We start from the raw sequence: 20,770 nt of genomic DNA, 5'->3' as shown, positions 1-20,770 counted from the left end.
TTTCTTTCTGATTGTTCATATTGAGTTAACATTCATTGATTATACTGCGTTTATTGTTCTGATATACTTTTAAGTATACCGAATATTCTAATAAGAAAGAAGGACGAATATGCTACAACTTAAAGATATAAAGAAATATTATAAAGTTGGCGAAACAACGACTAAAGCATTAGATGGCGTATCTGTTGCCTTTAGAAAAAAAGAATTTGTTGCCATTCTTGGTCCAAGTGGTTCAGGAAAAACAACGATGTTGAATGTCATCGGTGGCTTAGACAACTATGATTCCGGAGATATGGTGATCAACGGAAAGTCCACAAAAGACTTTAAAGATAGTGATTGGGATGCTTACCGAAACAATTCGATTGGTTTTATTTTTCAAAGTTATAACTTGATTGGACATTTAGGAATCATCGAAAATGTTGAATTAGGGATGACACTTAGCGGTGTGGCCAAAGAAGAAAAACGCCAAAAGGCTGAGGAAGCCTTACGCCGTGTCGGTTTAACGGACCATATGCACAAAAAACCAAACCAATTATCCGGCGGACAAATGCAACGGGTCGCAATTGCCCGTGCTTTAGCCAACGATCCAGATATCCTCTTATGCGATGAACCAACTGGAGCACTAGATACCGAAACAAGTATCCAAATCATGGAATTGATCCAAGAACTATCTAATGAGAAGCTAGTAATCATGGTTACCCATAACCCTGATCTTGCTCATCAATATGCAGATCGAATCATTGAATTTTCAGATGGTAAAATCTTGGCAGATTCACATCCTCATATCGAACGACCAAAAGATGATCAATTCAATTTACGTCGGACAAAAATGAGTTTCTGGACAGCCTTGAAACTTTCATTTAATAATATCCGCACGAAAAAGGGGCGAACATTTTTGACGTCCTTTGCTTCAAGTATTGGGATCATCGGGATTGCGATCGTCTTGGCATTATCTTCAGGCTTCCAAAAACAAATTGATAAAACACAGTCTGAAACGATGGCAAAATTCCCGATCACTATCTCCAAAGTGACAACCAATCGTTCAACAGATTCTGCTTCATTGGGTACGAGTAAAGCGGATTATCCAAATACAAAACAGGTAACTGCTAAAATCAGTGATGAAGATAAAGCACAGCACACCAATAAAATCGACCAATCTTATGTAGATTATGTCAAAGATATCGATCCTAATTTAAGTAATAATATTGGCTTTACTCGTGCTACTGGTATCAATATGCTTCGCCAAGTTGATGGTAAAGTGCAACCAGTAAGTTTCTCTAACCAAAACCCTGAAAACGAATCATTATCATTATCAAGCACGATGTCTGCTATGACGGGTGTCGGTGTTTCCAGTTTTCCAACACAGTTAGACAATCAAAAAGAAAACTTTTTAAAAGCGAACTATTCACTGCTTTCAGGCAGTTATCCTGCTTCTGCGAATGACGTGGTCTTGATCGTAGATGGTAACAACAATACAAATATCAATGCCTTGAAAAACCTGGGCTTTGATGTAAAAGACGGTCAAAAATTAGACTTTGATCGCATTGTTGGGACAACTTTCAAAGTGATCAACAACAATGATTACTACACGAAATTACCTACTGGCAACTTTATTCCAAATACTGATTACGATACGATGTATGCTAATTCAACGAGTGAAGTAAAGATTGCAGGGATTTTACGAGTAAAATCTTCTTCAACAATGAATCTTCTTTCCCCTGGAATCGCATATAGTGATCAATTAACGACACAAATCGTTAACGAAAATAAAGATTCTGAGATTGTAAAAGCGCAAAAAGATAGTGATACGAATGTGATGTCCAACGAAAAAGTGGATGAAACAGCTAAACAATCACTGATCAGCTATTTAGGCGGTGACAGCATTCCAACTAGCATCATGATCTATCCAAATAACTTTGGTGACAAAGAAAAAATCCTTGATTACTTAGATGCTTACAACAAAGGAAAAGCAGAAGAAGATAAAATCATTTACTCTGACTTAGCAGGAACAATGACTGAATTGACTGGTGGTTTGATGGATGCCATCACTTATGTATTGGTTGCTTTTGCTGGTATCTCACTAGTGACAAGTATGATCATGATCAGTATTATCACGTATACTTCAGTCATCGAACGTACCAAAGAAATCGGGGTGTTAAAAGCATTAGGGGCTCGTAAAAAAGATATCACTCGTGTCTTTGATGCAGAAACTTGTATCTTAGGAATTTCTTCGGGCTTATTAGGTGTTTTGATTGCTTGGTTAGCAACGTTCCCAATCAATCATTTACTCTATCAAATGACTGATCTAAAAAATGTGGCTCAATTGAACCCACTCCATGCACTGATCCTCGTGATCGTCTCTACGATCTTAACGATGTTAGGTGGGCACATCCCAGCAAGAATGGCTGCTAAAAAAGATGCAGCGATTGCTCTGCGTGCAGAATAAACGATTGATATTGTTTGAAAGAGATTGAGAAGTCCTTAGCAGCAAGAAATAAGAAGGAATTTCCGGCAATTGACAAGAAACACAAATACTTGTTTTCCCTGTTGATTGTCGTCTACTTGGTTCTTCTCAAATTTTTGGACAATTTCGGCTTATTGCCGAAGGTCAGACTTTGAACACTATTTATTCTTTTTTAGAGATACTAGAAGAAACTGAGACAAGTTTTAGCTCAGTTTCTTCTTTATTTTTTAGTCAGTAATATTATGTGTTAGAAACAACATAGCATGCACTGTTGACTGGATTGTAAGAATAGTAGATGTACCACTCTTGCGTGTAGACCCCCCAGCACATATTGCTTCTCCAATTGCAACTTTAGAGCTGTAGTTATTCCCTATTTCTGTACCTATGTTTTTTACAGTTAAATGATAGAATATGCATCTTTTAGAAAACGCTTAAATAGACAAAATTATTTTTATGTATTTGAAACTTTTTCCTATTTATTTGACTCTAATAGATGTAAGAGAAAAAATCTTTATGAAGTGGGAGGAAAATCGTGTGCCCAGTGATTTATTTTTAGTAAAAAAAGCAAAGGAGGGAGATAAAGAGGCATTTGTCCAATTGTTTAAAAGTTATGAAGCTGTTCTCTATAATACAGCGCGTAAGTTTTTGAACAATTCAGAAGATATTGCAGATTGTTTACAAGAAACAGCATTGACGGCCTACAAAAATATCCAAAGCGTGCAAAAACCAGAATATTTTAACACCTGGTTATGCAAAATTCTCATTAATAATTGCAAAAAAATTCTCAAAAAATCAAAGAAAGAAACTTTTTATGTAGAATACGAGGAAGAAAAAAATACAACGATACGTTCAATGGAATTAAAACACATGCTACAAAAATTAGATTTGAAATATCGAATTCCGTTGGTGCTCTATTACTATAATGGGTTTTCCATCAAAGAAATCAGCACGATATTATCTGAACCAGTCAATACAGTGAAGACACACCTTGCTCGAGGGAAAAAACTACTAAAAATAGAGGAGAGCTAGGAGGAGAAAAAATGACTATTTCTGAAAAGAAATTTATGGAAGAACTCAAAAAAGAGGAACGCTTACCCTCAGAAGTACGAACCAAATTAGAAGCCACCTATGACTCTATACGAAAGGAGAAACAGGTTCCACTTAAAAACTACATAAAAAAACGGGGTTATTTGATAGCTGTTGCCGTATTTCTCATAAGTATCTGTTTGTATGCTTACTCACCCTTAGGCACTGCAACTGCTAATTTTTTACGGTTTGGGAAATTTACTTCTGAAACATTGAATCATGAAGGGTTTATTTCCAGCCAACAACTTACAGCTTATGATAAAAAAGCAGATATACAGTTAACAGAACTCTATGTAGATAAAAATGAACTAGGGTTACATTTTACTGTTCATCTTCCAAAAAACTCGGAGCTTTTAAACAAAAAATGGGAGAAATATGGATTAAATTTTGGGATCAAAAATGGGCAAGATCAGTATTTGATTGATTTTCGTTCAGGTCTAGCAGAAGAAAAAGAAGACTTGTCGCTATTCCGTTCGATCAATGAGGAACAGACCATTGATCGAGAAACAAACACATTGGAATTTATTTACAATCTACATCCTACAAAAACGGGCTCGGTTCCCTCTCTTGAAGAGACAACCATACAAATCAATGGCATCACAGCCTACAGAACAAGTGACCCAAAAACATATTCTATTTTTAAAGGCGAATGGGAACTACCTATTGATACAAGTAAGATCAACTATTTTGACGAAATAAATTTTACTCCAAAAAATAATCACCTTTTACCGATTGAGCGAGCAATGGCATATCCTACTAATTTTGTCATTCGTTTTAAAGATGAACAAGACTTTTTGAAAAAGTTGCCAAAACCAAAAAGTAATGCCGACAACAATATTCAATTAAAAATAGTAACTGAAAAGACGACAACCTATTACCCATATTCTAAATTTACTTCTGTTACTGAAGGGTCAAATAACTATTGGGATATGACTTTTGACTATTCTGGATATGATCAACAAGCCTCGATTTATCTCGAATTGAAAGGAATCGGAGAAATTGAGTTAGAAAAATAGATCGGATTGTGGCAAATCCATCATGGTAGTTAATAAAAAATGAGCAGAAGACAACTATCTTCTGCTTTAATTTTTTGGAATCACTTCTACAGAAACGATATCACCGATGTCTTTCTCAATTTTTTTACGAATATCTTTACGTATCCCTAAGATGTAGCAAATTGTTCCATCTTCGTTTTTCACCCCCATATTCACAATACTTCCCTCATATGCTACTTCATCAAATGTCGCTTGAACTTTGACTCGACCTACACCAAACTCTTCTCTGAGATCATAAGGAAAAATGATATATGCGCCACCCTTGCCTATTTCAGAAGCATAAATTTTTGACTGGAAAGAATATTTTTTTTGCATTTCCCCACCCCTTTTTTGTTCAGTATAACAAAAAAAAGGACCCTCCACAGCTGATCGTTCAACTGTAGGGAGGAGCCCTTTTTGAAATTAACTGATTCTTGCACTTACTTGATTAGCTGACTATTTATTGGCTTTGACTTCTTCAACTAATTTCGTTAATGCTTGTTGTTGGAATTGCGTTGCTAATTCTTTTGACAAGGTTGCTTGTTCTTCTGGCGTCATGGCTGGATTTTCAGTCATAGCTTTCATCAGACCTTCTTGTACAAAAGCCTTTGCGTCGCTTTCCATCGTACTTTGTTGTTCTTTTACTCGTTGCGCTAATGTTTTTGCTTGATCCGTACTTAATTCGATCCAATCAGCTGGAATTTTAAAGGTGTTCACACGACTTGCATACTCGTGGTTATTGTCCGCTAGATTGAACCAGAATTTATACATATCATTTTTATAGACCCAATAAGTTGTTTTTGCTACTTTTTGCGCTTGACCAGTCGTACGTTCTACTTTATTGGTTTCATTATCAGTACCGGTAGCTTTTGGTTTCTTTTGGTCTTCACTCGTACGGTAAAGGTAGACTTTTTCAGTCCCGTCACCTAACGCTTGATATAAAAGCATATTTGCACTATCTGAATCAGCACTTGATACGATGTTAGTGGTTTTCGTTTCAGTTACTTTTTCCATGCCAAAATGGTTGGATAAATTAGCCACGATCAACCCTAAGGATGCCACAAAGACTAACCCAAAAAGTAATGATACAATTGTTTGCCAAGCTTTTTTTGCAAAGATATTCATTAGGGCAAAAGCCACTAAACTAATGATCAATACGAAAATAATCATGCTTTATCCCCCGCTTTCGCTAGAACAGGTTCTTTTCTCTTCAATAAGAAGGCAATCACAAAACCAATCACACCAAAGACGATCGCCACAAAGAATGCTGCGTGGTAACCAGATAATGTCGCATTGATCGCTTGGTCTTTATAAGTTAAAGGCGTGCTTTCTAAGACTGATTTTGCAGGTAGATTATCTTTTGTTACATTGGTCAATACACTGATCAAAATAGCTGTCCCAATCGAACTAGCAATTTGTCGGAAGGTATTGTTTACTGCAGTCCCATGACTGATCAGTTTGTTTGGTAAAGCATTCATACCAGATGTTGTTACTGGCATCATAACCATAGAGATCCCAAACATCCGAATCGCATAAAGAACAACAATATATAAAACAGGCGTTGTTTTTGTTAAGAAAGCAAATGGTGCTGTTGCAGCGGTTAGCACGAACATCCCGACAATCGCTAAACGTTTTGCACCGTGTTTATCAAAGATCGCACCTGTGATCGGCATCATCGCCCCCATAATCAAGGCACCGGGTAGTAACATCAAGCCAGAATGAAAAGCTGATTCACCACGGATATTTTGGATATATAGAGGAACAACCATTTCAGCACCGACCATCGCCATATTCGTTACACCAGCTAAAACTGCTGCAATCGTAAAGGTTGATGATTTAAATACACGCAGTTCCAAGAATGGATTTTCCAAACGAAGTTGGCGCCATGCAAATAAGGCAATAAATATTACCCCTACGATCAAGAAGCCGATCACTTTCGCACTGCCCCATCCAGCGTCACCGACACTTGAAAAGCCATAAAGCAAACTACCAAATCCAATTGTTGAAAGGATAGCAGATAGAATATCGATACTTGGATTTGATAACGGAATAACGCTTCGCATCAAGAAAAAGGCTAAGACCAAAACTAAGACGACAATTGGTAAGACCATACCAAATAGATCACGCCAATGATAGTTATCAATAATATAACCTGATAATGTTGGTCCTAAAGCTGGAGCCAATCCAATAACGATTCCTGACATCCCCATGGCAGATCCTCTTTTTTCTGGTGGGAAAATCGATAACATAATATTTTGTAATAAAGGCATTGAAACACCCACACCACAGGCTTGGATCAAACGTCCAATCAATAAAGTACTAAAGTTAGGGGCAACAAAACAGGTAATTGTTCCGATTAAAAAGACTGACATTGCTGATAAATATAAACTTCTTGAACTAAATTTATTGATCAGCCAAGCAGTAATCGGAATCATGATTCCGTTAACCAATAAGAACCCTGTTGTTAGCCATTGAACACTTGATGCAGAGATATCAAAATCTTTCATCAGCGTAGGAAAAGCTGTAGTTAATAAGGTTTGATTTAATACCGTACAAAAGGTACCAATCAATAAAACGACAACTAATAGTGTCCGATTATATGGTTTGCCGTAAATATCTACGGGTTGATTTTTATTCATATTTCTCCTTCTTTCTGAATTCTTTCTGAAACCACTTGAATACTTTAGTCCTATTTCGTTCATTTGTCAACCTACTTGACACATAAGTTATCCCAAGTATAATTAAGGAAAGTTAGACAACAAAAGGAGGGACAAAAATGGTAGGAGCATCCCTGAAACGTTTATTAGAAAATGATCATTTACTGGTAGGAATCAGTGAACTAAGTGAAATTGTCGGTGTGTCTCCACGTCAGTTACGATATTGGGAACAAAAAGAATTCATTCGTTCCGTTTCTACTGGTGTGAATTGTCCTCGAAAATATCAATTACCTACTGTTATCAAGGTTGAGATTATCAAAAAATATTTAGATGAAGGCTATACGTTGAACAAATCAGCTGAAAAAGCCGAAGAACGTCTAAAAAAAATGAAGCATGTCCGCAAAGTTTTTTCCAAAGCAATCAAAGAAATCGAATTGATTGATGAAAGATATACTGTTTTATTGATCGGTGATTTCAAAGAGACAACTGAAGACTCAAAACTTTATATCATCCACGATGAAGCAACAGATGAACTCACGTATAAAATTGTCCCCGTAAGCGAAAAAATTGATTTCGAACAATTATTGAAAAATCTTTAAGCAATGGAAAATAAAATGTAGTCAATTCTCCCAATTTCTCATGTGTTTTACCAAAACAGTTTAAGAAATTGACGATAATCGACTACATTTTTTGCTTCTTTTCTATCTTTTTCAATTCACTACTATCATTAAATGAAGTTATTCAATTAAGTTTATCTTATATTCTCTATTCCATTTATTATTTCTGTCTTTTTTGCTCTTCTAATACGCCCGTCAACCAATTCGCATATTCTGTTTCTCGATTGATCGCATGGGATAAAATCAAATAGTGTCCATAATTTTCTTCTTGTTCTTTTCTTGTTGGAAATATCCTCTCTTGACGTGCCAATAGATGCGCTCGCTTTTCTTCATGAAGATCCCTTTGCTGCTCAATGATCTCTCTCAACATCGGATCATTCACATCTTTCACAAAATATAATTTCAACACAAACTCATCTCGATTGACTGGTAATTCATTCGTTGGCGTCCGAATCCATTCGTTTAACAATGCCTTTCCTTCATCCGTTAATTGATAGACTTTCTTCTCCAATTTCATCCCTGTAATTTCAACTTCATGTTTGATGATCCCTCGTTCTTCCATTCTTGCTAATTCAGGATAAATTTGACTATGCTTCGCTTGCCAAAACTCACCGATTTCATTTTTGAACGATTGGTTTAATTCATAGCCTGTCATCTTTCTTTTACTCAACAATCCTAACAAAATATAGCGTAGCGTATTTTTTCTCGCCATGCTCTCTCCTCCTTGACAAATCCTTTTATTCATTCTATCATAATCACGTAATCAAAAACATGTACTTTATTACATGTTTTAATTTAAAAGGAGCTGTTGTTTCATGAAAGAATTTAAAGATCTAGAAGATTTTATTGGTACACACTTTATTTATACGTACGATAATGGTTGGGAATATGAATGGTATGCTAAAAATGACCATACTGTCGACTATCGAATTCACGGCGGAATGGTCAAAGGCCGTTGGGTCAAAGATCAAGAAGCAGATATCGTTAAGTTAACAGATGGCGTCTTCAAAATTACTTGGACTGAACCAACTGGTACTGACGTGGCCTTGGATTTCACGCCCAATGAAAAAAAATTACATGGAACGATTTTCTTTCCTAAATGGGTTGAAGAACATCCTGAGATCACAGTTACTTTCCAAAATGAACATATAGCTGAGATGGAAGCAGCACGTGAAAAATATGAAACTTATCCAAAATTGTTAGTACCAGAGTTCGCTAACATTACTTATATGGGCGACGCTGGTCTCAATAATGAAGATGTCATTAGTGAAGCTCCTTATGAAGGAATGCCTAGTGATATCCGAGAAGGTCGTTATTTTGATAAAAACTATAAACGGATAAAATAAGAATCATTCGTAGATTTGACTATTAGTCTTATACGAATAGGGAAAAACAACCATAGCATCTCATACTATGGCTGTTTTTTTAATTAACTATTGATCTAAATAAAGCGAGCAACAAAGGATGTATTTTGAAAATTTCCTGTAATAATGATAATTTTTTTCATATTTTTTCGAATTTCTTGCCACTCTTTTAGGTAAGCTTTATGATTAAATAAGTTACACTATCAAAAAAGGAGTATGACAATTGAAAAAATATGTTCCGTATTTGACAATTTTACTATTTGCATTCTTATTTGTTATGCCAAATATCCTAACACATGACCTTATCATTGGAGCAGATGCACCATTTCATTATAACCGTTTTTACGATGCCGCTGAACAATTCGCTAATTGGGATTTCCATTATTTCCCTTCCATGTATGGATTTCAGCAAAGCGGGCGTATCGTCAATGCGATCTATGGTCCGTTGTTTGCTTATTTTCAAGGCTTGATCGTTTTAGTTTCAGGCAGTTGGTTCCACTATCAAATCTTATCAAACTTTATTCTCTTTGTGATTTCTGGTTGGTCGATGTTGACACTATTGAATTATGTTCAGGTGAAAAAATGGGTCAGCATACCAATCTCGGTATTATTTATGACGACTTATTCCATTCAATATTGGGCAGTCAATCAGGGCTTTACCAGTTGGGGCACCTGTTTTTATCCCTTATGCATGATTCCATTAGTGGACTTTGTTGTTCATAAAAAATTTCCTGTCTTGAAAGTTACCTTTTCAATTGCACTGATGACTCAGATCCACTTACTGTCCACCGTTATGTTGGTACTGATGTATATCCCTTTTTATCTTTATTATTTCTTTACTCAGACAGAAAAAGGCAAAGCAATCGGGCAACTGATCAAATCTGTCCTCTTTTATTTTGTACTAACAGCAAATATTTGGGCAGGATTAGCTATCGTCTATGGTGGAAATAAGATTTTGCCACCTTTTGTCAACCGAGAGATGAGCCAAAAAGCAATCAATCTGGATGGCAGCTATTGGCTAGCGTATCCCAAGATTTTCCCAATTTTTTTATTGATCGGACTAATACTGTATCTTCTTTTCCACCGTCACTACGACATTTTTACAAAGTTACTTTTACGCACAAGTCTTGGATTCTCCCTACTTTCAACCAGTTTGATCCCTTGGACAACACTAGTGGAAAAAGAGGTACCTTTCGTAAGCTTGATCCAGTTTCCTTTTCGTTTCTTTGTCCCATTTACCTTGCTCTTTCTACTCTTTTTAGCACTTGCGCTAAATCAATGGGAAAAGAAAAATTGGTATCGTGCGTTGAGTGTCCTATTTCTCTTTGTCGCTTCTGCACAAACGATCCAAAACCTCTATCAGCATCTGGATAAATGGCAAGACGAAACATTTGTCAGCCGTCACACGTATCTCTTTGATACACCAGCAGAGGCAAGAAAAACATTTTATGACCATGATATGTCTACTAGTTTATTCGTTTTTCAAAAGACAACACCCGATTATCTACCAATCTATCATGAAACTAAAGCAAATAAATATGATCGCTATAATGAAGAAATCTTGGAAGGAGAAACCACGTTCATTAAATCTCATCCTGGAGGACGTTTAACGATCAAATGGAAAAACACTGGGGAAGAAACTGTCCATTTACCAGTCATTGTCTATGACCGCACAGTGTTACTGCAACACGGCAAAAAATTGACAGATTATCAATTAACAGATATCGGTACTCCTATCGTCAAACAGCACAATGGAATCAATGAGATCACTCTCTATTATGATTTACCAATTTTCTTTTACTTTGTGATGGCATTCTTCCTGATTGGTTGGTTCGTTTTGATCGGACTCTTTGTCAAAAATCGTTACCAGGTTGGGAGGATAACTAAAAAATAAGGGACTTGCTTCTGTGGATCAAAAAGATAAATTCTCAACACGGAAGCTGTCTCTTTTTTATACCTTTTTATAAAATAGCAAACAAATCGTCAAATATAGTAGTCCTAATAAACGAATCGTGTTAGTAGCTACTTTTTTTTCTAAACATAAGAAAAAATATTTATTTACTCTCTTCTTTTATAAACTATACTAGAATACAGAAAAGAAGGAGTGATACATATGCCTCAAACAACGAATCGACAATTGACTTTGAAAAAAAAAATCGGACATGCTTTTGTTCATCAATCTACGAATACTACCCTTAATACTGAGTCTCACCTTGAAATGATACTTAAAGATCTACCTGAGGATTCGCTATCAATTAAAGAATCAACTAATGAACAGCTGTATGAGCTGCCAAATAGTAAGACTGAGCCGCTATATGTAACTGTAATTGGTGATCGATCACCTACGCCCATTTCAAATGTTCGGTCAACGAGTGAATCAACTTGTATTAATGACCAAGATTATTCTAAAAGAAATACCATTTTAGACATTTTAAAAAAAACTGCAAACTCTCCTGAAGAGGTAAAAGAGCTGACAAGCATCATAGAGCAGTTAATTAATGAACTGCCACATCGTGAGCCTAGCGGTGAAGTTCTGCAACCTCATGAGCCTAAAATCAAAGATTCCCTCGTTGTACTTTTGAATCTTTTAGATAACTTGCCAATTCTAACCGATTCCGATAAAGATCGATTTATAGACCATTTTGATATTTTACATGAGGAAGTACTACATAATACCAATTTACAAAAAAATACACCGGTAACTAAAGAGTCCGACTCCTTGAAAAATGTCCGAGAATTCATTTCTGCCAATCGGAAAAAAAGTCCAGCCGAGTTAAAAAAATAATGCAGAGACCAAAGAAACAGAGAATTTTATTGCCTTCCTCCTTGGTGCTTCCCATCGCACTAACAGTCATTTCATTATCTAATCAAATTTCTGCACGTAGCTGAAGCTGCTGCAAACAAAAAGTCCCATAGAAAGGATGTATCCATTTTTCTTTCTATGGGACTTTTTGATTATTTTATTGAATGGGGCTGACCGTTATCTCTACTCCATAATGGTCACTTACAATGATTTCTTGTTTTCCATCAAAAATACTACGATAAAAAGGAACTGAGAATTCCTGTGGTACATAGATATAATCGATTCTTAACTGCTCTGTATTCGTTTCCCATCCATCGATTTTCTGTTCAATGGTTGCCTGACCATGAACTTCTTGGGCAACAGTATAGGAATCGACAATCGCAAGAGGGCTTTTTTCAACCAAGCGATAGCCTGCCTCTCCTGCTGGGTTGTTAAAATCCCCCATTAAAAACAGCGGATTTGAGAGATTAGCTAAGTGTTCCATCAAGCAATGCCATTCAAAAGCAAAGCCCTTCGTTTCATCTATCCACCAAGAAAAATGACAGCTTGCTAGAGTGATTGTTTGGTCATCGATCATCGTCTGACAGATCAAAATTTTCCGAGTGTGGTAATCCTCTTTTTGCTTTGTTTCAGAAACATAGATTGCTTCACTGGTTAGTGGTGTCTTAGAAAGCAGCGCATTCCCCTCTTCATAAATCCCATAACCGACATGACTCATTTCCCAACTCCAATAATAGTCTTTCCCTTGTTTGGCTAAGTAGCGCACCAAACAATAAGCAAAATTATCGACATGGACGGGCGATTGTTCTATAACTGGACAAAATTTGTTTAATTCTTCATTCACGATACTTTCGGAAGTGATTAATTGATTGACTTCTTGTAAAGCAATCACATCATAATCTGCTTGACAGATTTTATCTACGATCTGGCGCATCTTTTCTTCTGGTGATTCTTCTAACCAGCTATGTGTATTCAAAGTCATCATCTTCATCTTCAATTCTCCTTATTGATTAAAACTTACTTCATTTCTTTTATGATAGGATAGCGATGGATTATTAGCTGTGATTGTTTACCTGCTCGCAGATATTCAAAAAAATAAGTCTGAGAACTCAAAAACGAAGTATAGCGTTTTCGTGTTTTCAGACTTATTTGAGAAACAGAAAAACTGACTATCGGAAACCAAATAAGGAATTAAATTTGGTACTGGTCATCTTACTCATTATTGTTGGGTGTCTTTTATAATGATCACAGTTTTATTTCGCCAATTACTGTTCCTAATTCCGTTGGTCCTAAATGTTTGAGAATCATTTCATTGACTTTCCCATCCGTAAATACCACCATAATCGTTATATCTTTTCCTTCATTTTTGATTTCGGTTAGATTCATTTGTGCCAGTTTTGCTCCTGCTTCAACGGTTTGACCTTCTGTTACCAGGATTTCAAAAGCTGGTTGATCCATTTGGACTGTGTCGATTCCCATATGGATTAGTACTTCTGCACCTTCTTCTGTTTCCATTCCAATAGCATGTTTGGTTGGAAAAATACTAACTACTTTCCCAGTAATAGGTGCCACAACTTCACCAGTCGTTGGAATAACAGCAAAGCCATCCCCCATCATTTTCTTTGAAAAAACAGGATCATTGACTGTTGCCAAGTCTATCACTTCACCAGCTGCTACAGTCTGCAACTCTTTTCGTATACCTAACGTTTGATTATTAGCTGTTTCTTTTTCAACAACAACTTCTTCTACTGGAGCTGGGATAGGCGCCCCCGATCGAAGCAAATCTTCGATATCTGATTTTAATACATCGGCTTTTGGACCATAGACAGCTTGTACACCATTATCTTTGACGATTAGCCCCATAGCGCCTGCACGTTTCCATTCTTCTTCTGAACCTACTTTCTCACGATCAGCTACACTCACACGTAACCGTGTCATACATGCATCTACATCTTTGATATTATCTTTCCCGCCTAATAAGTGAATGATTTTGATGATTTGTGGGTCTGACGTGCCAGCTTGGACTGTCGTTTGTTCTCCATTCCCATTGCTATCGTTACTGTCACTATCATAATTACCATTACGCCCTGGTGTAGCAAAATTGAATTTTTTGATCATGAAGTTTGCCACAAAGTACGTAACAACTCCAAACAAAATGACGCAAATGACGAAGTTAAGCAAATCGCCACCAAGTCCAGCTTTCATCGCTAGAGGCGTTCTAGTTAACAATTCGATGTTTCCAAAGGAATGAACACGTAACGGTAATAAATCTGCCATTGCAAATGCTGCCCCTTGGATCACAGAATAAACAATATAAAGTGGAACTGCAGCAAACATAAACATAAATTCTAATGGTTCAGTAACCCCTGTTAGAAAAACAGCTAATGCAGCTGAGAAATACATGGAACGATAGCGCGCTTTTTTATCAAGATCAACATTTCGATACATGGCTAAAGCTAACCCCATTAAAATACCAGAAGAACCAATCATTTGTCCCACTTTAAAACGAGCTGGTGTCCAGTTGTTCAACACAAATTCATACTGTGACAAATCCCCCGCACCTTTTAAATTGACCAAATCAGTAGCCCAAGCTAACCATAAAGGATCTTGTCCAAAGACTTGCGTTCCTGCTTGTGCACCAGATAAGATTTCATACGTGCCCCCTAATTGCGTATAATTGATCGGAATCGTCAACATATGATGCAAACCAAAAGGTAACAATAATCTTTCTAAGGTACCATAAAGAAATGGCGCTAAAACCGGTGCACTTTCTTGTGACTGAGCAATCCAAAGACCAAAATTATTAATACCTGCTTGGACATTTGGCCAGACAACAGCCAATACTAAAGCTACAATCGTTGACCAAAGAATCACTACAAAAGGAACAAATCGTTTTCCATTAAAGAAAGATAACGCATCAGGCAATTTACGATAATTGTAATATTTATTATAGGCCATTGCACCAACAAAACCAGCAATAATCCCTACAAACACGCCCATATTCAACGCAGGTGCCTCTAATACGCTGGTAAAAAATCCTTTGACCATGATCTTCGTGCCAAATAATGTATGGGTAAAGGCATCTTCATTTGCTAGCATCTCACTCGTCACTCCGAAAATCGCTCCCGTGATCCGGTTGATCAAAACAAATGAGATCCCTGCCGCAAAAGCACCACCTGCACGCTCTTTTGCCCAACTTCCACCTATTGCTAAAGCAAACAACAGATGTAAATTCCCGATGATCGCCCAACCAATATTTTCAATGACACCACCCGTTGTTACTAAAAAAGCTAAGTTAGGGTCAATCAACGGGATAGATTTCCCGATACTGATCATCAAACCCGCAGCTGGCATCACTGCCACAACAACCATTAAAGCTTTCCCAAATTTTTGCCAAAACTCAAAATTAAATAATTTCTTCATAACTCCTGCTCTCCTTTATGCAATCGGTTTCGTTGTTAGTTATTATAGCCTTTGTTTCTTTTTTTGTAAATGCTTTATTTTTGATTTTATTCACTTTCTACCCAAACAGTCGCTATCAGAAGAATCATTTTCTTTTCGCATTTAGTAGTAACTTATTATCAAAACAGTTAATGTTTTCCAGGAAAATTATCTTTTCATTTCTTTATTTTAAATCCCCGCTAAAAAATTCTGCTTTATTTATATTGACTTACGCAATCGGTTGCGTTTATTATAAACGTATCAATGAAATTATCTAGGAGGAGTACAATGAAACAAATCAAGCGCCTATTTCAAATTGATCCTTGGAAGATCAGCACCAACACATTAGATCGGGAAAATCTCCGTTTACAGGAATCTTTAACTAGTATTGGTAACGGATACATGGGCATGCGAGGGAATTTTGAAGAAGCCTATTCAGGTGATCATCATCAAGGAACTTATTTAGCTGGGGTTTGGTACCCCGATAAGACTCGTGTTGGTTGGTGGAAAAATGGCTATCCCGAATATTTTGGCAAAGTGATTAATGCAATCAATTTTATTGCCATGGATATCTATATCGATGAGCAATTATTAGACCTTGCTACAATCGAACCAGAAGACTTTTATTGGGAATTGAATATGAAAAACGGTGTGTTATCACGTAGTTACACAGTAACGACTGCAACTAACAAACTAAAGATCACCTTTGAACGTTTTTTAAGTATCGTCAAAAGCGAAGCTGCTTATATTCGTTTAACAGTTACGATGCTCGAAGGAAATGGCACGGTCAAAGTCATCTCTAAATTGGATAGTAACGTTCAAAATGAAGATAGTAACTATGATGAACATTTTTGGAATGAAATCGGTCGAGGTACTTCTGATGAAACAGCCTACTTAATGACCAAAACGATTCCAAATAATTTTGCGATCGAACAATTTACCGTAACAGCTGCCATGAGACATTTCGTGAATGAAGAATTAGCGCAACCAATTTACCACGAAGATACATTAGCCGTCCTTGGGGAATTTTCTTTCGACTTAACAACGAATCAATCCGTGACACTTGATAAAGAAGTGCTTGTATTGACGAGCCGTAACATCCCCGAAGCACAGCAAGTCCAACAGATCCTCCAAGAATTTAGTGACTTACAAAGTCATTATCTGCAAGCAAAAGCAGAACAAACCACTGCTTGGAGCAAACGCTGGGCACTGGCTGATGTGGTGATCGAAGGTGACGAGGAAGCACAGCAAGGGATTCGTTTCAATCTTTTCCAACTATTTTCTACTTATTACGGCGAAGATGAACGTTTGAATATTGGACCCAAAGGCTTTACAGGAGAAAAATACGGTGGTGCTACTTATTGGGATACGGAAGCTTACGCTGTCCCCTTATATCTTGCTTTAGCAAAACCTGAAGTGACAAAAAATCTCCTTAAATATCGCCATAATCAATTGCCTCAAGCTATTCATAATGCCCAACAACAAGGTTTAAAAGGCGCCTTGTACCCAATGGTTACTTTTACAGGGGTCGAATGCCACAACGAATGGGAAATTACCTTTGAAGAGATCCATCGTAACGGTGCGATCGCTTATGCGATTTACAACTATACGAACTATACAGGTGACACCGCTTATTTGAAAAAAGAAGGATTAGAAGTATTAGTTGAGATTGCTCGTTTTTGGGCAGATCGGGTTCATTTTTCAAAACGTCATAACAAATATATGATCCATGGCGTGACTGGTCCGAATGAATATGAAAACAACATCAATAACAACTGGTATACCAATACGATAGCTTGCTGGGTATTAACGTATACCCGGGAAAACTATTTAAAATTCCAAACAGAAACTGCTATAACGGTCACTGACGAAGAACTAACGAATTGGCAAACCATTGCAGAAAATATGTATTTTCCTAAAGATGAAGAATTAGGTATTTTTGTCCAACATGATACATTTTTGGATAAAGAATTATTGCCGGTATCAGAGCTATCTCCTAGCGAGCTTCCATTAAACCAACATTGGTCTTGGGACAAAATCTTGCGTTCTTGTTTCATTAAGCAGGCGGATGTGCTACAAGGAATCTATTTCTTCAACGACTCGTTTAGCAAAGAAGAAAAACAACGAAACTTTGATTTTTACGAACCAATGACCGTTCATGAGTCTTCCCTTTCACCAAGTATCCATGCCATTTTAGCTGCTGAATTAGGTATGGAGGATAAGGCAGTGGAAATGTATCAACGGACAGCCCGCCTTGATTTAGATAATTATAATAACGATACCGAAGACGGCTTACACATCACGTCGATGACTGGTAGTTGGCTCGCAATCGTCCAAGGATTCGCTCAAATGAAAACAGATCACGAACAGTTACGTTTTGCTCCTTTCTTACCAAACACGTGGACAGCCTACTCCTTCCATGTGAATTATCGTGGTAGTTTATTATTTGTTTCGGTGTCTAGTGAACAGGTGCAATTGACCTTAGTATCAGGCGAAAGTTGCCCATTAAAGGTGTACGAAAAAACGTATCTTTTAGAAGACCAGTTAAAGGTACCTTTGCGTAAGGAGGAATTAGATGTTTAAAGGAGTTTTGTTTGACTTAGATGGGGTGATTACAGATACTGCGGAGTTTCATTATCGCGCTTGGAAAAAATTAGGTCAGGAAATCGGTGTTCCCATTGATCGAACATTCAACGAACAATTGAAAGGGGTTAGTCGAGAAGATTCACTTCGCTTATTGCTTTCCTACGGACAAAAAGAAAGTGAGTTTTCCCCACAAGAATTTCAAGAATTAGCGCACAGAAAAAATGAGTACTATCTTGAAATGATTCAAGCGATCACGCCTACAGATGTTTTTCCAGGGATATTGCCATTACTTGAAGAATTGAGAGCAAACAAGATCAAGATTGCCCTTGCTTCAGCTAGTAAAAACGGATCTTTCCTCCTTGCTAAAATGGCATTAATGCCATTTTTCGATGCAATTGCCGATCCTGCAACGATCAAACTGGGTAAGCCGGCTCCCGATATTTTCTTATTGGCCGCAAAAGAAATTGGCTTATCCCCACAAGAATGCATCGGGATCGAAGATGCACAATCTGGGATCAAAGCAATCCGTGCTAGCGGGGCATTTCCAATTGGTGTTGGACGAATAGAAGATCTTGGAAAAGATATCCCAGTCGTACCTGATACGACTTGCCTTACACTAGACTATTTAAAAAATGAGTGGACACAGTATGTCTAAACCTTCCATCACTGTGATCCCCATTCCCAACACCAACTTGAAGCAAATCACATTGAAGAACGACGAACTCACAGTCGTTCTTCTCAACTACGGGGCAAGGCTTCATCAAATTCTAGCTCCAGATAAAAATGGTCACTTAGAAAATGTCTTATTATCTTATGATTCCTTAGAAGACGTTTTAAAAGATCAAAGCTATTTTGGGGCAACGATTGGACCAGTCGCTGGCAGAATTAAAAATGGCTCTTGGGCTGATCATCAGCTAGAAAAAAACGAAGGAAATCACCATATCCATGGTGGTTCAAACGGTTGGGCATTTCAGTATTGGGAGGTAGAAGTTTTTGAGACTCCTACAGCGATCGGTGTTGTTTTTTATTTGCAGGATACTTTTTCCGGTTATCCCGGTCCGATCACCGCAACCGTTACGTATCAGATTGTTCAAAATAATTTAGAAATGATCACCAAGACAAGCAGCTCGACTGAAACCATCTGCAACCCAACGAATCATGCGTATTTCAATCTTTCTGGCAATGGCAAACGAGATATCTACGATCATGAACTAACGATCCAAACAGATGGAATATTAGCCTTAGATCACGAAAAAATACCAACTGGTGAAGTGATCGCTCTCAGCGACTTACCGCTTAATTTTAAACACCCACATTCGCTACTGGAAATTTTAACGAATGATCCAAACGGACTAGATGATGCTTTTGTTTTAAGTACGCCTAAACGAACGAAGAAAATACTTACCTTGACCGAAAAGCAAGCGGGGCGCCAGTTGTCTATAGCAACGACGAGCAAAAGTATGGTATTATTTTCTACGACTGGATTTGAAGCAGATTTTTTAATCAATGGGCAAAAAATGCACTCAAATTATGGGTTGGCAATTGAACCACAAGAACTTCCTGATGCCGTTCATTTCCCTGAATTTGGGTCAATCGCATTATATCCGGGACAAGAAAAAATTTGCTCTACCACTTATCAATTTCATCGTTTAAATGAAAAGCAAGTCTAGAAAAGAGGTGTATCGTTTATGGCGATCACAGTGAAGGATGTAGCCAAAAAAGCTGGTGTTGCGACCTCGACCGTTTCACGGGTCATCAATGACCATCCAAGCATCTCAGAGGCAACCAAAAAGAAAGTACAAAAAGTCATGGATGAACTAGGCTATGTACCAAATATCACTGCTAGAAATCTAGGGAAAAGAATTTCTAGCGCAATTGGCGTCATTCTCCCACCCCTTGATTCAAAAGAACGGATTGGGAATCCTTTTTATCTTGAGATCATGGAAGCGATCAATGAAGAAGCACGCCGTTATGATCTGACAACTGCTATAGCAACAGCCAAAAATTTTGATACTTTATTAGAAAACGTGCAACGGATGCATCTGCAAAAACAAGTCGATGGGTTTATTTTAGTTTATTCCGACAGTGAAGATCCTGTCATAGATTATCTCTATACGAATGAGATTCCTTTCACTTTGATTGGTCAGCCTTACCGACATGAGAATGAAATCATTTATGTCGATAATGATAACCAATTATTAGGTAAACAAGCCACGGATTTCTTGATTCAAAACGGTCATGAAAGCATTCTTTTCGTAACCAATACAACCCACGAGAGCCTTTACTTCGAACGTTATTTTGGCTACCAAAAAGCCTTGATGCTAGCTGGACTTACAGTTCATCCTAGTGTAGTGATCGAACAACCCGAAGATTATTTAGCTTTTGATGCCATTTTGAAAAAGTCCCAAGCAACAGCGCTGGTAGTCATTGACGATATTTTTGCCTTACGAACGATGCAACTAGCACAGATGTATGGCTATCGAATTCCTGATACCCTATCGATCATCAGCTTCAATAACTCTATTTTCGCTACATTGACTCACCCTTATTTAACCAGTATCGATATCGATATTTCTGAATTAGGAAGGGTTGCAATGCAAAAATTATACGAATTGATCCACGATGAAATCAGCAGCGGTGTTCGTTTAGTCATTCCTCATCAACTCGTCAAACGAGAAACCGTCGTTCCTCGTTTATAAGAAAAAAAATAAAACAACT

Annotated in this window: 17 protein-coding genes; 11 read left to right on the top strand and 6 right to left on the bottom strand. The window is 37.3% G+C overall.

Features of this window, described 5'->3' with window-relative positions:
- Window positions 1–109 precede the first annotated feature (109 nt).
- The 3 genes from IGK91_RS01370 to IGK91_RS01360 all read left to right on the top strand — a co-directional run bounded on the left by IGK91_RS01370 (window position 110) and on the right by IGK91_RS01360 (window position 4,566).
- Window positions 110–2,446: an ATP-binding cassette domain-containing protein gene (locus tag IGK91_RS01370; protein ID WP_010736932.1), complete on the top strand. Its 2,337-nt coding sequence runs from the start codon at window positions 110–112 to the stop codon at window positions 2,444–2,446.
- Window positions 2,447–2,977: 531 nt separating this feature from the next.
- Window positions 2,978–3,493 (top strand): RNA polymerase sigma factor, encoded by a 516-nt coding sequence (locus IGK91_RS01365; protein ID WP_014834318.1) that lies wholly within the window; start codon window positions 2,978–2,980, stop codon window positions 3,491–3,493.
- 11 nt (window positions 3,494–3,504) lie between these two features.
- Window positions 3,505–4,566 (top strand): hypothetical protein, encoded by a 1,062-nt coding sequence (locus IGK91_RS01360; protein ID WP_010736931.1) that lies wholly within the window; start codon window positions 3,505–3,507, stop codon window positions 4,564–4,566.
- Between the two features lie 66 nt (window positions 4,567–4,632).
- Here the strand turns inward: IGK91_RS01360 and IGK91_RS01355 are convergent, their stop codons facing one another.
- From IGK91_RS01355 to IGK91_RS01345, 3 genes are all read right to left on the bottom strand, one after another.
- Window positions 4,633–4,920, bottom strand: coding sequence for a DUF1905 domain-containing protein (locus IGK91_RS01355; RefSeq protein ID WP_010736930.1), 288 nt, complete (start codon window positions 4,918–4,920; stop codon window positions 4,633–4,635).
- 120 nt (window positions 4,921–5,040) lie between these two features.
- Complete coding sequence (locus IGK91_RS01350) at window positions 5,041–5,754, bottom strand: DUF4811 domain-containing protein (RefSeq protein WP_010736929.1); 714 nt, start codon at window positions 5,752–5,754, stop codon at window positions 5,041–5,043.
- Window positions 5,751–7,223, bottom strand: a complete 1,473-nt coding sequence (locus IGK91_RS01345) for an MDR family MFS transporter (RefSeq protein ID WP_010736928.1) — start codon at window positions 7,221–7,223, stop codon at window positions 5,751–5,753. Before IGK91_RS01345 ends, IGK91_RS01350 begins: the two co-directional genes overlap by 4 nt.
- A 137-nt stretch (window positions 7,224–7,360) precedes the next feature.
- Here IGK91_RS01345 and IGK91_RS01340 point away from each other — a divergent pair, with 137 nt between their 5' ends.
- Complete coding sequence (locus IGK91_RS01340) at window positions 7,361–7,840, top strand: MerR family transcriptional regulator (protein WP_010720251.1); 480 nt, start codon at window positions 7,361–7,363, stop codon at window positions 7,838–7,840.
- A 178-nt stretch (window positions 7,841–8,018) separates the two neighbouring features.
- Here IGK91_RS01340 and IGK91_RS01335 read toward each other — a convergent pair whose 3' ends face one another.
- Window positions 8,019–8,570, bottom strand: coding sequence for a PadR family transcriptional regulator (locus IGK91_RS01335; RefSeq protein WP_010736927.1), 552 nt, complete (start codon window positions 8,568–8,570; stop codon window positions 8,019–8,021).
- Between the two features lie 103 nt (window positions 8,571–8,673).
- Here IGK91_RS01335 and IGK91_RS01330 point away from each other — a divergent pair, with 103 nt between their 5' ends.
- From IGK91_RS01330 to IGK91_RS01320, 3 genes are all read left to right on the top strand, one after another.
- Window positions 8,674–9,204, top strand: a complete 531-nt coding sequence (locus IGK91_RS01330) for a phenolic acid decarboxylase (protein WP_010736926.1) — start codon at window positions 8,674–8,676, stop codon at window positions 9,202–9,204.
- Between the two features lie 295 nt (window positions 9,205–9,499).
- Complete coding sequence (locus tag IGK91_RS01325) at window positions 9,500–11,116, top strand: hypothetical protein (RefSeq protein ID WP_374220199.1); 1,617 nt, start codon at window positions 9,500–9,502, stop codon at window positions 11,114–11,116.
- Between the two features lie 219 nt (window positions 11,117–11,335).
- Window positions 11,336–12,007 (top strand): hypothetical protein, encoded by a 672-nt coding sequence (locus IGK91_RS01320; RefSeq protein WP_228022492.1) that lies wholly within the window; start codon window positions 11,336–11,338, stop codon window positions 12,005–12,007.
- A 175-nt stretch (window positions 12,008–12,182) separates the two neighbouring features.
- Here IGK91_RS01320 and IGK91_RS01315 read toward each other — a convergent pair whose 3' ends face one another.
- Together IGK91_RS01315 and IGK91_RS01310 are read right to left on the bottom strand one after the other, a co-directional pair.
- Complete coding sequence (locus IGK91_RS01315; RefSeq protein ID WP_010736923.1) at window positions 12,183–13,016, bottom strand: endonuclease/exonuclease/phosphatase family protein; 834 nt, start codon at window positions 13,014–13,016, stop codon at window positions 12,183–12,185.
- Between the two features lie 254 nt (window positions 13,017–13,270).
- On the bottom strand, window positions 13,271–15,448 hold the full coding sequence (locus IGK91_RS01310; RefSeq protein WP_010736922.1) for a PTS transporter subunit IIBC: 2,178 nt from the start codon (window positions 15,446–15,448) through the stop codon (window positions 13,271–13,273).
- A 306-nt stretch (window positions 15,449–15,754) separates the two neighbouring features.
- Between IGK91_RS01310 and IGK91_RS01305 the strand changes: the two genes are divergently transcribed.
- The 4 genes from IGK91_RS01305 to IGK91_RS01290 are packed head-to-tail and all read left to right on the top strand — an operon-like array spanning window position 15,755 to window position 20,751.
- The gene (locus IGK91_RS01305; RefSeq protein ID WP_081130435.1) at window positions 15,755–18,049 is read left to right on the top strand and encodes a glycoside hydrolase family 65 protein; all 2,295 of its coding nucleotides are present in this window, start codon (window positions 15,755–15,757) and stop codon (window positions 18,047–18,049) included.
- Window positions 18,042–18,707 (top strand): beta-phosphoglucomutase, encoded by a 666-nt coding sequence (gene pgmB, locus IGK91_RS01300; protein WP_081123179.1) that lies wholly within the window; start codon window positions 18,042–18,044, stop codon window positions 18,705–18,707. Before IGK91_RS01305 ends, pgmB begins: the two co-directional genes overlap by 8 nt.
- Window positions 18,700–19,722, top strand: coding sequence for an aldose epimerase family protein (locus tag IGK91_RS01295; protein ID WP_010736919.1), 1,023 nt, complete (start codon window positions 18,700–18,702; stop codon window positions 19,720–19,722). The genes pgmB and IGK91_RS01295 overlap by 8 nt, the downstream gene beginning before the upstream one ends.
- Window positions 19,723–19,740: 18 nt before the next feature.
- On the top strand, window positions 19,741–20,751 hold the full coding sequence (locus IGK91_RS01290; RefSeq protein WP_010736918.1) for a LacI family DNA-binding transcriptional regulator: 1,011 nt from the start codon (window positions 19,741–19,743) through the stop codon (window positions 20,749–20,751).
- Window positions 20,752–20,770: the final 19 nt, after the last annotated feature.

It is taken from the genome of Enterococcus sp. DIV1208 (genome assembly GCF_050530455.1).
Taxonomy (GTDB): domain Bacteria; phylum Bacillota; class Bacilli; order Lactobacillales; family Enterococcaceae; genus Enterococcus_B; species Enterococcus_B hirae.
Note: the sequence above shows the minus strand (reverse complement) of the source record. Positions and strands in the feature narration are given on the sequence as shown.

Excerpts from the sequence above, each read along its gene's own strand:
- IGK91_RS01370 (WP_010736932.1), top strand. The coding sequence starts at position 110 with ATGCTACAACTTAAAGATATAAAGAAATATTATAAAGTTGGCGAAACA.
- IGK91_RS01365 (WP_014834318.1), top strand. The coding sequence starts at position 2,978 with ATGAAGTGGGAGGAAAATCGTGTGCCCAGTGATTTATTTTTAGTAAAA.
- IGK91_RS01360 (WP_010736931.1), top strand. The coding sequence starts at position 3,505 with ATGACTATTTCTGAAAAGAAATTTATGGAAGAACTCAAAAAAGAGGAA.
- IGK91_RS01355 (WP_010736930.1), bottom strand. The coding sequence starts at position 4,920 with ATGCAAAAAAAATATTCTTTCCAGTCAAAAATTTATGCTTCTGAAATA.
- IGK91_RS01350 (WP_010736929.1), bottom strand. The coding sequence starts at position 5,754 with ATGATTATTTTCGTATTGATCATTAGTTTAGTGGCTTTTGCCCTAATG.
- IGK91_RS01345 (WP_010736928.1), bottom strand. The coding sequence starts at position 7,223 with ATGAATAAAAATCAACCCGTAGATATTTACGGCAAACCATATAATCGG.
- IGK91_RS01340 (WP_010720251.1), top strand. The coding sequence starts at position 7,361 with ATGGTAGGAGCATCCCTGAAACGTTTATTAGAAAATGATCATTTACTG.
- IGK91_RS01335 (WP_010736927.1), bottom strand. The coding sequence starts at position 8,570 with ATGGCGAGAAAAAATACGCTACGCTATATTTTGTTAGGATTGTTGAGT.
- IGK91_RS01330 (WP_010736926.1), top strand. The coding sequence starts at position 8,674 with ATGAAAGAATTTAAAGATCTAGAAGATTTTATTGGTACACACTTTATT.
- IGK91_RS01325 (WP_374220199.1), top strand. The coding sequence starts at position 9,500 with ATGCCAAATATCCTAACACATGACCTTATCATTGGAGCAGATGCACCA.
- IGK91_RS01320 (WP_228022492.1), top strand. The coding sequence starts at position 11,336 with ATGCCTCAAACAACGAATCGACAATTGACTTTGAAAAAAAAAATCGGA.
- IGK91_RS01315 (WP_010736923.1), bottom strand. The coding sequence starts at position 13,016 with ATGAAGATGATGACTTTGAATACACATAGCTGGTTAGAAGAATCACCA.
- IGK91_RS01310 (WP_010736922.1), bottom strand. The coding sequence starts at position 15,448 with ATGAAGAAATTATTTAATTTTGAGTTTTGGCAAAAATTTGGGAAAGCT.
- IGK91_RS01305 (WP_081130435.1), top strand. The coding sequence starts at position 15,755 with ATGAAACAAATCAAGCGCCTATTTCAAATTGATCCTTGGAAGATCAGC.
- pgmB (WP_081123179.1), top strand. The coding sequence starts at position 18,042 with ATGTTTAAAGGAGTTTTGTTTGACTTAGATGGGGTGATTACAGATACT.
- IGK91_RS01295 (WP_010736919.1), top strand. The coding sequence starts at position 18,700 with ATGTCTAAACCTTCCATCACTGTGATCCCCATTCCCAACACCAACTTG.
- IGK91_RS01290 (WP_010736918.1), top strand. The coding sequence starts at position 19,741 with ATGGCGATCACAGTGAAGGATGTAGCCAAAAAAGCTGGTGTTGCGACC.